The sequence below is a fragment of the Oceanicaulis sp. MMSF_3324 genome (assembly GCF_030733545.1).
Lineage (GTDB): Bacteria > Pseudomonadota > Alphaproteobacteria > Caulobacterales > Maricaulaceae > Oceanicaulis.
In genome coordinates this window covers 33665-47558 of sequence record NZ_JASHIU010000014.1, presented here as the reverse complement: position 1 = coordinate 47558, position 13894 = coordinate 33665, and the positions used below count along the sequence as shown (strand labels likewise).

The window sequence follows — 13894 nt, the reverse complement described above, 5'->3', positions numbered from 1 at the left end:
GTTCACCCCTTTCCACCCAGGGAGCCTCTCATGCCCAAGCCGTTGATGAACACCTATTCGCCGCCGGATCTCGATTTCGTCCGCGGTGAGGGCGCTTACCTGATCGAGAAGAATGGTGAGCAGTATCTCGATTTCATCTCCGGCATTGCGGTGAATGCGCTGGGCCACGCCCATCCCAAGGCGGTGGCGGCTCTGAAAGAGCAGGCGGACAAGCTCTGGCACACCTCCAACATGTTCCGGGTGCCGGGCCAGATCGAACTGGCGCAGAAGTATTGCCGCGACAGCTTTGCGGACCGGGTGTTCTTCACCAATTCGGGCACCGAAGCGGTGGAATGCGCGCTGAAATCGGCCCGCCATTACCATTTCGCCAATGGCCGTCCGGACAAGTATCGCATCATCACCTTCACCGGCGCCTTCCACGGTCGCTCCTATGGCGGCATCAATGCCGGCGGCAATCCCAAATACCTCGAGGGCTTCGGTCCGGCGATGGAAGGGTTCGATCAGGTCGAGTTTGGCGATCATGACGCCCTGAAAGCGGCCATCACCGAAGAGACCGCCGCGATCATCGTCGAGCCTGTACAGGGCGAAGGCGGCGTGCGCGCCATTCCGGATGTGTGCCTGCGCGGCTTGCGTGAGCTGTGCGACGAGCACGGCCTTCTGCTGATCTATGATGAAGTCCAGTGCGGCGCCGGCCGGACCGGCAAGGTCTGGGCGCATGAATGGGCCGAAACCGCCAAGCCCGACATCATGGCCGTGGCCAAGGGCGTGGGCGGCGGCTTCCCCATGGGCGCCTGCCTGACCACGGACGCCGCAGGCGAGCACATGGTCGTGGGCACGCACGGTTCGACCTTCGGCGGCAACCCGCTCGCCATGGCGGTCGGCAATGTCGTCTATGACGAGCTGACCAAGCCCGGCTTCATGGAGCACGTCAATGATATCTCGAACACGCTGCGCCAGGCCCTGTCAGGCGTTGCGGACGAGCATTCTGACAAGGTTGAGGAGCTGCGCGGCCGGGGTCTGCTGATCGGGCTGAAGCTCAAGGACGGCTTCGTCAACCGCACGCTTGTCGGCAAGGCGCGCGATCACCATCTCCTGATGGGCGCGGCCGGGGACAATGTGGCGCGCATGGCCCCGCCGCTGATCATCACTGAAGATCATGTGCGTGAAGCAGTCAGCGCTCTCGACAAGGCGCTTGGCGAGCTGCAGCCTGAGTAATCAACAAGCGGAACGAGACGGAACGTATGACTGATATGACTTCCACTCCTGGCCCTGACGCACTGGGCGCAGGCGACAATATCGTTCTTACGTTCCAGCTCGAAGGCTTAAGCGTGCGTGGACGGTTGGTCCGTCTGGGCGAAACGATCGACAAAATCCTGTCCACGCACAACTACCCGGCTTCTGTGTCCCGTCTGGTCGGCGAATGCGCCCTTGTGGCCATTCTGATCGGGGATTCCCTGAAATTTGACGGACGGCTGATCGTTCAGGCCAGTGGTCCGGGCTCTCAGGGGCAGGCGATTGAAGGCGATGGCGCGGTAGGCTTTGTGGTCGCCGATTTCGTGCCGGGGCAGGGCGTGCGCGCCTACGCCAAGTATGACCCCGACCGTGTTCAGGCGCTTGAAGCCCAGTCCGATGGCCCGCTCAAGCCTGTGGAGCTTCTGGGCAAGGGCCATTTCGTCATGACGATCGATCCCGGTGAGGGGATGGAGCGCTATCAGGGCGTGACGGCGATCGAGGGCGATACCCTGGCCGCCAGCGCAGAGCATTATTTCGCCCAGTCCGAACAGGTGCCGACCCGGCTGCGTCTGGCTGTGGGCCAGCAAATGCTCGAAGGCGGGCAGACCGTCTGGCGCGGCGGCGGGGCGTTGATCCAGAAGCTGGCGGCTGATGACAGCCGTCCGTCCGACGCCGAGGATTTCGAGCACGCGCTCGCCTTGTTCAACACGGTCGAGGATGACGAGCTGATCGATCCGGAGCTGACGGCGGGACGGGTGCTCTACCGCCTGTTCCATGAGGATGGCGTGCGGGTCCAGGCCGAGCGCGAGGTCGAACGGTACTGCACCTGTGGTCGGGCGCGACTGGCCGAGCTCCTGGCGCGCTTCCCTGCGGATGATCGCGAGCACATGGCCAAGGATGATGGCTCGATCGCGATGACCTGCGAGTACTGCAAGAGCGAATGGCGCTTCACCGCAGAAGAGATCGACGCCTTTGCAAAAGCGAACGATTGATGAGCGATGATTCCGCGCTCTTCCTGCTAAGCCCGGACCCCGAGGATGCGCGTCAACGCGCCTTGGCGGCGTTCGAGACATGGCGGCGTCAGCACGCCCGGCAACTGCCGCGCTCGGCCGAGGCGCTGCATGTGGGCGCAACCGCCATCGAAGGGTGCGAAACCAAGGGCGATCTCGATATCGCCGTGCGCGTGCCCGAAGAGGATTTTGAGGCGGCGCGCGATTATCTCGACCGCACCCACACCCCCAACCCTAGGTCCGCCCGGCGCAAGGGCTTTGTCGCCTATCTTGCCCCCGGCTACGCCATGGAGGTCGATGTGAAGCTCGTCGTGAACGGCGACGAGTTTGATCGCTTTACCGATTTTCGGGACGCGCTGCTGGCGGACAAGGCCCTGCTTGCCCGGTATAACGCGCTCAAGCGCGCCTATCGGGGGCGTGAGATGGAGCGCTATCGCGACGCCAAGGGCGCCTTCATCCGCGATATCCTCAAAGGCGTCTAGCCACGCCAGAAGCGCGGCGCCAGCAGCACGAAAATCACCATGATCTCCAGCCGGCCGATGATCATATTGGCGGTCATGACCCATTTGGCGGTCGCGGGCAGGGTCTGGAACGAGCCGGCGGGGCCGATGATGTCGCCCAGGCCCGGACCGACATTGGCGAGCGTGGTGGCGGCGCCGGTGACGGCGGTGACCGGATCCAGTCCGATCAGGGCGAGCAGCGAGGCGCTGATCCCGAAGGTCAGGAAGAACAGGAAGAAAAAGCCCAGAACCGAGCGCACCGTCTCATCGGGAACCGTCTGATTGCGATAGCGGATGGGTTTGACCGCATTCGGTCGTGCGTACTGGGCGATATAGGCGTTCATCGCTGAAGCGGCGATCTGATAGCGGAAAATCTTGACCGAACAGCTGGTCGATCCGGCGCAGCCGCCAATGAACATCAACACAAAGAAGATCCCGGCCGCGCCCCCGCCCCAGAGCCAGAAATCGGTCGAGGCGTAGCCGGTGCCCGTCAGCACCGAGACCGCGTTGACCGCGGCCAGTCGCCAGGCCGGCAGATAGTCATGGTCATGTGGATCCTGCACCACCAGAAACAGCGTCAGGATGAGTGAGGCGGTCACCACCACCAGGAGGAAGGCGCGCGCCTGAGTGTCGAAAATCAGAAGGTCCGGGCGCCCCTGGGCGGCGCGCAGGAACAGCACGAAAGGCAGCCCCGCCAGCACCATGAACACAAGCGCCACAAGATCGGCGCCGCCGCCGACAAAGGCGCCGATCGAGGCGTCATGCGTGGAGAACCCGCCGGTCGCCACCGTGGTCATGGCGTGGTTGATCGCCTGGAAGGGCGTCATGTCGGCGCCCAGATAGGCCAGGAAGCACAGGAAGGTCAGTACGAGATAGATAAGGCCGACCGCGCCTGCGATCTGCCCGGCGCGGGGCAGGGCCTTTTCAGATGTGTCAGAGCTTTCAAGCCGGAACAGCTGCATGCCGCCAATGCCCAGCAACGGCCAGATCGCCATGGCGGTGACGATGATGCCGACCCCGCCAATCCATTGCAGGATGGAGCGCCAGAGCAGGATGCCGGCAGGCAGGTCCTGAAGCCCGGTCAGCACGGTCGCGCCGGTGGTGGTGATGCCGGAGGTGGCCTCGAACAGGGCGTCCGTCCAGCTGATGTCCAACCCGGACAATTTGAGCGGGATTGCCGCGGCGACCGACAGCACGATCCACGCCCCTCCGGTCAGAAGGATGGCGCCGCGTGGCGTCAGGTCCTTGGCCGTGCCGCGGCCCATCAGGGTCATGATCCCGCCAAGCGCGAGCCCGAAGGCGCCGGCGCCAAAGAAGGCGTGCGCCGCCTGGCCGTCGTCTTGCAGGTCGGCGATCGCCGGTGCGAACATGGCGGCGGACAGGCTGGCGAGCATGACTCCCAGCACGAACAGAACGGTGCGGCCTGATGCGCTCAAAGGATTACTCGCAGCCGCTCTAGTGCAGGGTGACGGTGTTATAGGGGGAATCGAGCGCGAATCCGGGGATCACCGCCTCGAACTTCTCCCCGCTTTCTGTGCGCATGGCGTAGCTGCCGCGCATGAAGCCCGATGGCGTCCGCAAGGGCGCGCCGGAGGTATAGGCGAACACTTCACCCGGTTCGATATGGGGCTGCTCGCCCACAACGCCCGGCCCGCGCACGATTTCAGTCTGGTTGAACGCGTCGGTGATGCGCCATTCCCGGCTCATCAGCTGGACGGTCTCAGCGCCCTGGTTCTCGATCTCGATGGTGTAGGACCAGACATAGCGGCTGTCATCGGGCTCGGAATCATCCTCGCGAAAGGCAGGGCGCACGCGGATCAGAATGTCCCGGGTGACTTCTTCATACATGGGTGGCCTTCCCTTGGTGAGCTCGCAAGCATCAGACCCAGATAGACGTCCGGGCTCAAGCAAAATAGTGCGCGGACGCAACAGGGGCTTGTGCGACAGACCTGCTTGCTGGACAAGCCCCGGTTCTAGCGCGGACACTCTGAGCGCTGAATTGATTCTGTTCGCCAGCCCGAATTGTTGACCTGATGACCCTCGCTCCCGGCATTCTGCCCGACCGCGCCCTTCATGACGCCCTGCCCAAAGGCTGGATCCGCGCCATGACCGATCTCGAACCGGGCCAGATCCAGCCGGCGAGCCTGGATCTGCGTCTGGCGCGTCGCGCCTGGCGCTTGCGCGCGAGCTTCCTGCCCGGGCCGGAGCGGACTGTGACCGCATGCCTCGATGACGATGTGGTGATGCACGAGCTCGACCTTGAGGGCGGGGCGGTGCTGGAAACCGGCTGCGTCTATCTCGCCGAGCTTCAGGAAGGCCTGACCCTGCCCGACGCGGTGGCCGCCTTCGCCAATCCCAAGAGCTCCACAGGGCGTCTGGATGTCTTCACCCGCGTGATCGGAGATCGGTCCAGCGCCTTTGATCAGGTGTGCGCAGGCTATGATGGCCCGCTCTATGTGGAGATATCCCCGCGTACCTTTTCGGTGCTGGCTCGGCCCGGCGACCGCCTGGTGCAGGTGCGTCTGCGCGCAGGCGAGATGAATGCGCTTGATGCGGTCACGCTGTCCGTCGATCTCAAGGCCGGGGACGGCCAGCCCGTGGGCTATCGCGCCAAGCGTCACAGCCCGCTGGTGGATCTTGTGAAAGTGGGCGCGCACGATCCGGACCGCTTCTGGGAGCCGATCTACGCGCCCAATGGCCGTATCGTGCTCGATCCGGGTGAATTCTACATCCTGTGTTCGCGTGAGGCCGTCAGTGTGCCGGTGGATCAGGCCGCCGAAATGGCGCCCATTGCGCCCGAAATCGGCGAATTCCGCGCCCATTACGCCGGCTTCTTTGATCCGGGCTTTGGCGTCGATGCGGCGGGCGGGACGGGCTCGCGCGCCGTGCTGGAAGTGCGGGGTCGCGACGTGCCCTTCATCCTCGATCATGGTCAGGCGGTCGCTCGCCTCGTCTATGAACCCATGTCGTCAGATGTGAAAACGCCCTATGGCGCAGCGGGCTCGAACTATCAGGCCCAGGGCCTCAAGCTCGCCAAGCATTTCAAGAGCTGATCAGGCGCCGTGCTGATCGCTCCTGCGCCAGAACGCTTGTCGCGGACCGGCAATCTGGTAAGAACATTTCAGCGCCTTGCGGGTGTAGCTCAATGGTAGAGCGAGAGCTTCCCAAGCTCCAGACGAGGGTTCGATTCCCTTCACCCGCTCCACGCTTTTCCTGACATTGTTGTCCTGCTGCCCCTCCCCCTGCGGCGACGCGACCGGGTGCTTGGTTAACGCTTGCAGTGTAAGTCAGTCTCATGAGCGAGACTCGAGCGCCCTTCAAACGCCGTATGAGCTGGCGTCGCCGGATCCGGATCTGGCGCGCACGGCTGGACCGGGCGGCGCGGGGCGTCTGGGCCCTGCCGGCGCTGTTTGCAGGCTCTGTGCTGGAAAGCACGCTTCTGCCCTGGCCGATCGAGTTTCCGCTGCTGGCCTACATGTTGCGCGGTCGCCGTCAGGTGGTCGAGGCGACACTGGTGGTCACGCTCGGGTCGGTGCTGGGCTGTGTCTTGAGTTACTGGGCCGGGCGACTGGCGCTCGATCTTGCGGCGGACTTCATCAGCGCGCGCCCTGATCTGGCGTTGTCTTTGGAAGGCGCGCGCGAGCGGATCGATGCCTATGGCGCGTTCGCGGTGGGCCTGTCCATGCTGACGCCCGTGCCGGTCCAGCTCAGCGCGTTTGCGGCGGGGGCGGCGCAGATCCCTGCGCCCCTGTTTGTCGTGGCTGCCCTGATTGGTCGCTTGATGCGCTATGGCGCCATGGGCGTGCTGATCTTCATCTTCGGACGCCGTGTGCTCTGGGTCTGGGCGCGCCTGCCGCTCTGGCTGCGACAGATGATCATGCTGGGCGTGCTGGTGCTGTTCGCAGTGATGATGGGGGCTGCGATCTATCTGGTGGCGGGCGCGCCTAGCGCATGAGCCGTTGACCGGTTTCGATGCCGAACAGGCCGAACATATGGGTCAGCAGCATCATGAAGAACACACCGCTAGCGATGGCCAGCAGGGTCCACGGAATAAGCCGCGGCTTGAGCGGATTTGAGGGCCTGCCGCTGCGCCAGGCGGCGAACGCGAACAGGGCGGCGGCGGCGGCCATGAGGCTGAGTGTAACGGTAAGCGTCATCGGGCGTTTCTCTGCGGGCGCTGGAAACGCCGTGCTGGGTCTTGTCCCACAGATAGGGTTGGCGCGGCAGTTCGCGCAAGGCCTTGATGGCGGCGGGCGCTTGCAGCAACCAGTAGGCGGGCATGGTGAGCACATGCCAGAGGCTGGCGCGGAAGCCGGCGCGCCGGGCCGCGACGACGGCGCAGGTCATGGCGGAGACATAGGCAAAGCCCATCATCACGGCGCCGGCGGTCCACAACACGTCCCAGCCGGGCAGGACGCCCAGCAGACAGGCGCCCAGCGCCATCAGGGCCAGAGACGGGGCGTGAACCAGGGCGCTGACCATGTTGGCGAGGACCGTGAAACTCAGGCTCAGCATGCCGCCCCAGCCCAGCGTCTGGAGGAGGCCCCTGGGGTCACGCATATGCACCAGCCAGGTGACGAAATGGCCTTTGAGCCAGCGACTGCGCTGATGTGTCCAGGCTTTCAGCGAGATGGGGGCTTCTTCCAGCGTGCCCGGTTCGATCAGTCCGGCGCGCCATCCCATCCGACCGAGTCGAAAGCCCAGATCCGCGTCTTCGGTGACATTGAACGGGTCCCAGCCGCCGCTCTCGACCAGGGCGCTGCGGCGGAACACATTGCTGGTGCCGCCAAGCGGCAGGGCCCATCCCAGCCGCGCCAGGCAAGGCAGAAGCGCATGGAACTGGGTGGCGTATTCCAGTGCAAACTGCGCCGTCAGCCAGTTGTCCGACCTGTTGTACCATCCCAGCGGAGCCTGCACGACGCCCAGCATGGCATCTGATGCGAAAGTCTCCGCTGCGGCGCGCAACTGGTCAGGGTGGGGCGCATCCTCGGCATCATAGATCGCGATGAGATCCCCCCGTGCGGCCTGGAGCCCTGCGTTCAACGCGCGCGGCTTGGTCATCGGCCCCAGGGGCGGCAGGACCACAACGCGCAGCGCCTGTCGTGAGGACAGGGCGCGCGCCGCTAGTCGTGTGGATTGATCATGCGCTTCCAGCGCCAGGATGATCTCGAGCTTGTTCCTGGGATAGTTGAGCCGGCTCAGCGCGGTGACGAGTCCGGGCAGAACCGCCGCCTCGTCGTAAAGGGCGACAATGACGCTGATGACCGGCAGTGCGTTCTCAGCCAGGCTTTGGGTGGAAGCAGCTTGGGGCGACAACAGAGCTGCAGCCAATCGCAACAGGCTCTGTCCCAAAACCGCCAACGCAGCGACGGCCAACAGCAGCACCAGGACATGGCCCTGCAAGATGATGATCAGGACCCCGGCAAAGCCGAGCGGACCCAGCATCAGGACGGGGGGCGGCCAGAGCGCACCACCTGCGCTTGATTGCGGATGGCGTGTCCGCAAGCCAAAGGCGGCGTCATGGATGTCGAGAGGTTGTGCTACCCGCAGATGGGGAAAGCGCCCGTAGCGAAGGGCCCTGTAGGCCATAACCATGTGCTGCAGCCCCCTGAACGCCCGAGCTGCGGCATAGTTAATATTCTCTTAACAGGAGAATCAATCGGCTTTCGGATTGAAATACAAAACCCGTCGCGATGCGACGGGTTTTTTGTTCTGCACGCTGACTTCAAAGGCGGCGAGCGCACTGGTCGGCCAGCCATAGGGCAGGTCGGACGCGGCGTCCGCTTGACCGGCCAGAAGATGCGCCAGCGCGCCAATGCCCGGATTGTGACCGACCAGCATGATCGCTTCGGCGCCCTCCTCGAGCTGTTCGCCAATGGCGCGTTCGAGCATGTCGGGCGACGCGTGATAGAGCGCCATCGGGTCGGTGACCGGCGGTTCGCCCACGCTTGCGGTAATGCGTTTCCAGGTCTCACGCGTGCGCCGCGCCGGGCTGACCAGGGCATGCGTGACGCTCAGCCCGGCTTGCTCGATTGCTGAAGCCGCGCGGTCCGCATCCGCCACGCCCCGTTCGGTCAGTCCGCGTTCGAAATCATCCTCCGCCTGCATCCGGTCGACGGCTTTGGCGTGGCGCATGGCGATCAGAAGCGGCATGGGATGAAATCCTCGGGCACGGCATTTACAGGTCGGTATGGGTTGCGTTGGACGCCCCCTCACGCCAAGTAAAGCCGTGTTTGACGCCCCTCGCAAATGCTGAGATGGAGAATAATTATGGGTCTGCTGCTTGGCGATATCGCCCCGAACTTCGAAGCGGAAACCACCGAAGGCAAGATCAAGTTCCACGACTGGATCGGCGATGACTGGGTGGTCTTCTTCTCCCACCCGGCCGACTACACCCCGGTCTGCACCACCGAGCTGGGCTACACCGCCAAGCTCAAGGATGAATTCGCCAAGCGCGGCGCCAAGGCCATTGCGCTGTCCGTGGACCCGATCGCCGATCACCATGGCTGGGTGAAGGACATCGAGGAGACCCAGGGCTGCACGATGAACTTCCCGATCATCGCCGACACCGACCGTTCGGTGTCCGAGCTGTACACGATGATCCACCCGAATGCGGATCCGAAAGTGACCGTGCGTGCGGTCTACATTATCGATCCGAACAAGAAGATCCGCGCCACCTTTACCTATCCGCCGAGCGCGGGCCGGAACTTCAACGAGATCCTGCGCCTGATCGACTCCCTGCAACTGACCGACGGCCACAAGGTCGCCACGCCGGTGAACTGGGAAGATGGCCAGGACGTGATCGTGGTGCCGACCCTCTCCGATGAAGACGCCGACAAGCTGTTCCCCAAAGGCTACAAGAAGATCAAGCCTTATCTGCGCACCACGCCGCAGCCGAACAAGTAAGTCTGACAACGCTTTAGCGTGAAATGATGGCCGCTCCGATCCCGGGGCGGCCATTTTTTTCAGGTCTTTTGGTCAAGGGTGCTTGACGTGAAGTGAGCTTTACATCATATGTGAAGCACGCTTTACAACAACGGAGGGCGAGATGTCTGCAGAGGGAATGAAGGCGATGTGCTGGCTGGCGATGTATGCGCTCGCTTTTGCTCTGGCCCCGTTGGGCCATACGGCCGCCGGACAGAATGCGCCGACCTCGGCCATCACAGACACTCAGGCTGAGGCCTGATCTTTCCGACAGGAGAAAGACCATGACGTTTGCACAGAATTTCCGCCGCATTGCGGCTGTTGCACTGATGGGCGTTTGCGTCCTGTCCTGGGTGTCGCTGGGGCTTGTGGTGCTGCTGGATGGCCCCAGCGCAGTGCTGGTCATCGCCGTCATTGCGGCCGCTGTGTCCACCGAGGCGCTGTTCTGGGTTGGCGGCGCACTGCTGGGCTGGACCGCCTTCGCCAACCGCGCGCGCATCTGGAAGAGACTGACCGGATCGGCTTAAGACAGGGCAGGTCTCAGTCAGGAGGTGGGCGTGGATCGCATTCTGGACATCATCATGCCTGAAACGGCGTCTGCGCCGCCCAAGGCGCGCAAGCGTTATGTGCGACGCTCATCACTGGCCGCACTGGCGATTGTGCTGAGTAGCGGTCTGGCGGTGAGTGTCAGGCCGGAGGCGCTTTTCTTCGGAGTGGAGGCGCTTCTGATCATGTTTCTGGTCTGGGAATTCAGTGTGTTGATGCGCGCGCTGGACGAGTTGCAGTTCCGCATCCACATGACGGCTCTGGCGATTGCGGGCGGTGTCGCCGCAACGTCCTGCACTGTGTTGTCTGTCCTCGCGCTTGCCGGAGAGGGGCAATTGCCTGCGCTGGCCGGCGCTCTCGCTTTGCCTGTGATGGGTATGGGCTATTACTTCGCCCTGTTTGTCATTGCCCGGCGCTACTCATGAAGAACACCATCAAGGCGCTTCGGGCCGAGCAGGGCTGGAGCCAGGCGGCGCTGGCGGACAGGCTCGATGTGTCGCGCCAGACCATCATCTCCATCGAGAACGGCAAGTACGATCCGTCCCTGCCGCTCGCCTTCAAGATTGCGCGGGTCTTCGGTCAGCCGATCGAACAGATTTTCAATGACGAGGATGAGCTCTGACGCGTCAAAACCGGCGGCATGAGTTGACCAAATCCCTCCCCGGTTCTACTTGGCCTGCTTGATTTCACCCTCAGCAGGAAAAGAGACCCGCGATGACCGATTTCGCCGCGCTCGCCCAGAACGCCAAGGCCTGGCCCTTTGAACAGGCGCGCCTGGTGAAGAAACGGGTGGAGAAGAGCGGGCTCAAGGGCGATGCGGTCATCTTCGAGACCGGCTATGGTCCGTCTGGCCTGCCGCATATCGGCACCTTTGGCGAAGTGGCGCGCACCGCCATGGTGCGCCATGCCTTTCGCGTTCTGACCGAGGACCAGTATCCGACCAAGCTCATCGCCTTTTCCGATGACATGGACGGCATGCGCAAGGTCCCCACGAACCTGCCTAATCAGGACATGCTGGCCGAGCATCTGGGCAAGCCGCTGACCGATGTGCCCGACCCGTTCGGCACCCATGACGGCTTCGCCCAGCACAATAATGCCCGTCTGCGCGCCTTCCTCGACAGCTTCGGCTTCGAGTACGAGTTCCGCTCCGCGACGCAGGAATACCGTTCAGGCGCGTTTGACGACGCGCTGATCCGGGCGCTCGAGAAGTTCGATGACATCATGGCGGTGATGCTGCCCACCCTGGGTGCGGAGCGTCAGGCGACCTATTCGCCTTTCCTGCCGATTTCACCCACTACGGGCCGTGTGCTGTATGTGCCGATGAAGGCGATCGACGCCAAGGCCGGCACCATCACCTTTGAAGATGAAGACGGAACCGACACCACCCTGCCGGTGACGGGCGGGAACACCAAGCTGCAATGGAAGCCCGATTTCGGCATGCGCTGGGCTGCTCTGGGCGTGGATTTCGAGATGTTCGGCAAGGACCACCAGGCCAATGCGCCGGTTTATTCCAAGATCTGCCGCATCCTGGGAGTCGAAGCGCCCGTGCAATATGTCTACGAGCTGTTCCTGGATGATCAGGGCGAGAAGATTTCCAAGTCCAAGGGCAATGGACTGTCGGTCGAGGAATGGCTCAGCTATGCGCCGCAAGAATCCCTGTCCATGTACATGTTCCAGAAGCCGCGCACGGCCAAGCGGTTGTATTTCGACGTCATCCCCAAGGCCGTGGATGAGTACCGTCAGCATCTGCGGGCCTATCCGGGACAGGCTGAAGACAAGCAGCTGGAGAACCCGGTTTATCACATCCACGATGGTGAGCCGCCCAAAGCGGGCGCGGATATCAGCTATTCGCTCTTGCTGAATCTCGTCTCGGCCGCGAACGCCAATGACAAGGCGACCTTGTGGGGCTTCATTGCAAAGTATGCGCCTGATGTGACGCCGGAGAGCGACCCGTTCCTCGACCGTCTGGCGGGGTATGCGCTCTCCTATTACGAGGATCAGGTCAAACCGCATAAGACCTATCGTGCGCCCACCGATATGGAGCGCGCGGCAATGGAAGACCTGCTGGCGCGTTTCAAGGCGCTGGATCCGGCAGAGACCGATGCCGAGCTGATCCAGACCGAGGTGTATGCCGCGGGCAAAAGCCAGCCGTTCGACAATCTGCGCGACTGGTTCAAAGGGCTTTACGAGGTGCTGCTGGGACAAAGCCAGGGGCCGCGCTTTGGTGGTCTGGCGGCGCTTTATGGACTGCCGGGCACCATCACCCTGATTGAACGCGCGCTGGCGGGTGAAGACCTGTCGAAGGGCTAGCCCTGTCAGAAGCACGCTCAACCCCGCCTTCCTCGGGAAGGCGGGGTTTTTTGTGTTGGCGTCGTCAATCACAAGTGAGTTGACCAAACAACTCATGGGGGTATTCTGGTCCGGCATGGGAGCCAGCACCGACTTTTCGGGGCGTTCCGTTACGTCCACGACGGTGCTGGATAACTGAAACTGCGTCGATTCCTGCCCCCTTGGGGGTGTTCACCCGTTTTCACATTGACCGACAGGCCATGTGAAAACGCGAGGAGGAGACGAACTCATGACTTTCAGAGTTTTCGGTGCTGCTGTGGCGGCCGGTGTCGTTCTGAGCGCGGCATCCATGGCCATGTGGCCGGATGTCGAGCGCATGTATGAGTACACCTATTACAGCGACGCCAGCAAAACCACGCAGGTCGGATTCGCATTCGATCAATGCATCAACGGACATGTCGTTCTGGGTCAGGCCCATGGGACAGCGACCCAGTATTATACGCGTTCCGTTATCGGCCAGTGCCCCGGCTATTTGTACTAGCCCGACGCTCCTCGCAAATCCCAATCAATTGGAGAGTTTCATGCTGAACTACAAAGCTGTTCTGGGCGCTGCTGCGCTGGCTGCAGGCGCCATGGCGGGCCTGACATCACAGGCCGGATCTGCAGAGCCGATGTACTTCTATTTCTTCTATTCAGATGCCAGCAAGACCGACATGGTCGGCTTCCGCCGGGATATCTGCAATAACGGCTATATCACGTCAGGCCCCGTGGCCGGCCAGGTGACGGCTTACTATGACACGGAACTGATCGGTCAGTGCCCGGGCTATCTGTACTGATGGGGTGCGCGAGGGGTGATCGATTGTCCGCCCCTCGCGGCCTTTCAGCGGGCCAGCTGCCCGGGTTTGAGCCATTCTCTTCGGCTGAGCGCGTAACCGGGATACAAAAGTCCACAGACGCATCCCGACCGATACGATGACCGCTGAGGCGCTTCAGTTGTCTTGCGGCTGACATGATGAGCCAGACCAAGGTCTGGAATCAGATCGTGAAATTTCACAAGATATTGATAATGAAGACAATAAAGAAATATCCACAGGCTTGCAAACAGCATGACATAAAACTGAAAAAATATCAGAAGCCATTTAAGTGCCTCTGAAAACAGCAGATTTAAGCACGTCACACACTGAGCTCCGAGACAAGTGTCTGCCAGGCGGCCCGATTGTATAAATAATATCAATGAAATACACATTTTAGGGAATCGTGAAGTTTAAATCGGCTCCCCACTTTTCATCCGTATCCAGATGTATTACATTTATATGACTGTTGGGTGACAGAACGATAACCGAGGCGAGAGACGAGACTTCAGCGCGCAGGATTCACCCCCCTGGAGAAGGA

General features: G+C 62.3%; 17 protein-coding genes and 1 tRNA gene. 14 read left to right on the top strand and 4 right to left on the bottom strand.

Features of this window, described 5'->3' with window-relative positions; all coding sequences use genetic code 11:
* Positions 1-30: 30 nt before the first annotated feature.
* The 3 genes from RBA95_RS12960 to RBA95_RS12950 are packed head-to-tail and all read left to right on the top strand — an operon-like array spanning position 31 to position 2725.
* On the top strand, positions 31-1215 hold the full coding sequence (locus tag RBA95_RS12960; RefSeq protein WP_306017291.1) for an aspartate aminotransferase family protein: 1185 nt from the start codon (positions 31-33) through the stop codon (positions 1213-1215).
* A 26-nt stretch (positions 1216-1241) separates the two neighbouring features.
* Positions 1242-2225, top strand: coding sequence for an Hsp33 family molecular chaperone (locus tag RBA95_RS12955; protein ID WP_306017290.1), 984 nt, complete (start codon positions 1242-1244; stop codon positions 2223-2225).
* Positions 2225-2725 carry a GrpB family protein gene (locus tag RBA95_RS12950; protein ID WP_306017289.1) on the top strand — a complete coding sequence of 167 codons (501 nt, stop codon included), beginning with the start codon at positions 2225-2227 and terminating at the stop codon, positions 2723-2725. The genes RBA95_RS12955 and RBA95_RS12950 overlap by 1 nt, the downstream gene beginning before the upstream one ends.
* On the opposite strand, the gene RBA95_RS12945 is transcribed toward RBA95_RS12950, so the two are convergent.
* Both RBA95_RS12945 and apaG read right to left on the bottom strand, forming a co-directional pair.
* Positions 2722-4179 carry a TrkH family potassium uptake protein gene (locus RBA95_RS12945; RefSeq protein ID WP_306017288.1) on the bottom strand — a complete coding sequence of 486 codons (1458 nt, stop codon included), beginning with the start codon at positions 4177-4179 and terminating at the stop codon, positions 2722-2724. The two genes, RBA95_RS12950 and RBA95_RS12945, sit on opposite strands and share 4 nt — an antisense overlap.
* A gap of 19 nt (positions 4180-4198) precedes the next feature.
* On the bottom strand, positions 4199-4591 hold the full coding sequence (apaG, locus tag RBA95_RS12940) for a Co2+/Mg2+ efflux protein ApaG (protein ID WP_306017287.1): 393 nt from the start codon (positions 4589-4591) through the stop codon (positions 4199-4201).
* A 185-nt stretch (positions 4592-4776) separates the two neighbouring features.
* Here apaG and RBA95_RS12935 point away from each other — a divergent pair, with 185 nt between their 5' ends.
* From RBA95_RS12935 to RBA95_RS12925, 3 genes are all read left to right on the top strand, one after another.
* Complete coding sequence (locus tag RBA95_RS12935) at positions 4777-5796, top strand: 2'-deoxycytidine 5'-triphosphate deaminase domain-containing protein (protein ID WP_306017286.1); 1020 nt, start codon at positions 4777-4779, stop codon at positions 5794-5796.
* Positions 5797-5874: 78 nt separating this feature from the next.
* Positions 5875-5948: transfer RNA gene (locus tag RBA95_RS12930), tRNA-Gly, on the top strand.
* Between the two features lie 90 nt (positions 5949-6038).
* Positions 6039-6698, top strand: a complete 660-nt coding sequence (locus RBA95_RS12925; RefSeq protein WP_306017285.1) for a YqaA family protein — start codon at positions 6039-6041, stop codon at positions 6696-6698.
* A gap of 68 nt (positions 6699-6766) precedes the next feature.
* Here the strand turns inward: RBA95_RS12925 and RBA95_RS12920 are convergent, their stop codons facing one another.
* Positions 6767-8338 (bottom strand): glycosyltransferase, encoded by a 1572-nt coding sequence (locus tag RBA95_RS12920; protein ID WP_306017284.1) that lies wholly within the window; start codon positions 8336-8338, stop codon positions 6767-6769.
* Positions 8339-8398: 60 nt separating this feature from the next.
* Positions 8399-8896, bottom strand: coding sequence for a histidine phosphatase family protein (locus RBA95_RS12915; protein WP_306017283.1), 498 nt, complete (start codon positions 8894-8896; stop codon positions 8399-8401).
* Between the two features lie 117 nt (positions 8897-9013).
* Between RBA95_RS12915 and RBA95_RS12910 the strand changes: the two genes are divergently transcribed.
* The 8 genes from RBA95_RS12910 (at position 9014) to RBA95_RS12875 (ending at position 13338) form a co-directional block, all read left to right on the top strand.
* The gene (locus RBA95_RS12910) at positions 9014-9649 is read left to right on the top strand and encodes a peroxiredoxin (protein ID WP_306017282.1); all 636 of its coding nucleotides are present in this window, start codon (positions 9014-9016) and stop codon (positions 9647-9649) included.
* A gap of 142 nt (positions 9650-9791) precedes the next feature.
* Positions 9792-9929: a hypothetical protein gene (locus RBA95_RS12905; protein WP_306017281.1), complete on the top strand. Its 138-nt coding sequence runs from the start codon at positions 9792-9794 to the stop codon at positions 9927-9929.
* A gap of 22 nt (positions 9930-9951) precedes the next feature.
* Positions 9952-10194, top strand: coding sequence for a hypothetical protein (locus tag RBA95_RS12900; protein ID WP_306017280.1), 243 nt, complete (start codon positions 9952-9954; stop codon positions 10192-10194).
* Between the two features lie 30 nt (positions 10195-10224).
* Positions 10225-10638, top strand: coding sequence for a hypothetical protein (locus RBA95_RS12895; RefSeq protein ID WP_306017279.1), 414 nt, complete (start codon positions 10225-10227; stop codon positions 10636-10638).
* Positions 10635-10835, top strand: a complete 201-nt coding sequence (locus RBA95_RS12890) for a helix-turn-helix transcriptional regulator (RefSeq protein ID WP_306017278.1) — start codon at positions 10635-10637, stop codon at positions 10833-10835. The genes RBA95_RS12895 and RBA95_RS12890 overlap by 4 nt, the downstream gene beginning before the upstream one ends.
* A gap of 92 nt (positions 10836-10927) precedes the next feature.
* Entirely contained in the window at positions 10928-12523 is a 1596-nt protein-coding gene (locus RBA95_RS12885) for a lysine--tRNA ligase (protein ID WP_306017277.1), read from the top strand.
* Between the two features lie 268 nt (positions 12524-12791).
* Entirely contained in the window at positions 12792-13043 is a 252-nt protein-coding gene (locus RBA95_RS12880; RefSeq protein ID WP_306017276.1) for a hypothetical protein, read from the top strand.
* A gap of 40 nt (positions 13044-13083) precedes the next feature.
* Positions 13084-13338 (top strand): hypothetical protein, encoded by a 255-nt coding sequence (locus tag RBA95_RS12875; RefSeq protein ID WP_306017275.1) that lies wholly within the window; start codon positions 13084-13086, stop codon positions 13336-13338.
* Positions 13339-13894: the final 556 nt, after the last annotated feature.

Excerpts from the sequence above, each read along its gene's own strand:
- RBA95_RS12885 (WP_306017277.1), top strand. The coding sequence starts at position 10,928 with ATGACCGATTTCGCCGCGCTCGCCCAGAACGCCAAGGCCTGGCCCTTT.
- RBA95_RS12905 (WP_306017281.1), top strand. The coding sequence starts at position 9,792 with ATGTCTGCAGAGGGAATGAAGGCGATGTGCTGGCTGGCGATGTATGCG.
- RBA95_RS12900 (WP_306017280.1), top strand. The coding sequence starts at position 9,952 with ATGACGTTTGCACAGAATTTCCGCCGCATTGCGGCTGTTGCACTGATG.
- RBA95_RS12915 (WP_306017283.1), bottom strand. The coding sequence starts at position 8,896 with ATGCCGCTTCTGATCGCCATGCGCCACGCCAAAGCCGTCGACCGGATG.
- RBA95_RS12880 (WP_306017276.1), top strand. The coding sequence starts at position 12,792 with ATGACTTTCAGAGTTTTCGGTGCTGCTGTGGCGGCCGGTGTCGTTCTG.
- RBA95_RS12935 (WP_306017286.1), top strand. The coding sequence starts at position 4,777 with ATGACCCTCGCTCCCGGCATTCTGCCCGACCGCGCCCTTCATGACGCC.
- RBA95_RS12955 (WP_306017290.1), top strand. The coding sequence starts at position 1,242 with ATGACTGATATGACTTCCACTCCTGGCCCTGACGCACTGGGCGCAGGC.
- RBA95_RS12910 (WP_306017282.1), top strand. The coding sequence starts at position 9,014 with ATGGGTCTGCTGCTTGGCGATATCGCCCCGAACTTCGAAGCGGAAACC.
- RBA95_RS12875 (WP_306017275.1), top strand. The coding sequence starts at position 13,084 with ATGCTGAACTACAAAGCTGTTCTGGGCGCTGCTGCGCTGGCTGCAGGC.
- RBA95_RS12950 (WP_306017289.1), top strand. The coding sequence starts at position 2,225 with ATGAGCGATGATTCCGCGCTCTTCCTGCTAAGCCCGGACCCCGAGGAT.
- RBA95_RS12890 (WP_306017278.1), top strand. The coding sequence starts at position 10,635 with ATGAAGAACACCATCAAGGCGCTTCGGGCCGAGCAGGGCTGGAGCCAG.
- RBA95_RS12960 (WP_306017291.1), top strand. The coding sequence starts at position 31 with ATGCCCAAGCCGTTGATGAACACCTATTCGCCGCCGGATCTCGATTTC.
- apaG (WP_306017287.1), bottom strand. The coding sequence starts at position 4,591 with ATGTATGAAGAAGTCACCCGGGACATTCTGATCCGCGTGCGCCCTGCC.
- RBA95_RS12920 (WP_306017284.1), bottom strand. The coding sequence starts at position 8,338 with ATGGTTATGGCCTACAGGGCCCTTCGCTACGGGCGCTTTCCCCATCTG.
- RBA95_RS12925 (WP_306017285.1), top strand. The coding sequence starts at position 6,039 with ATGAGCGAGACTCGAGCGCCCTTCAAACGCCGTATGAGCTGGCGTCGC.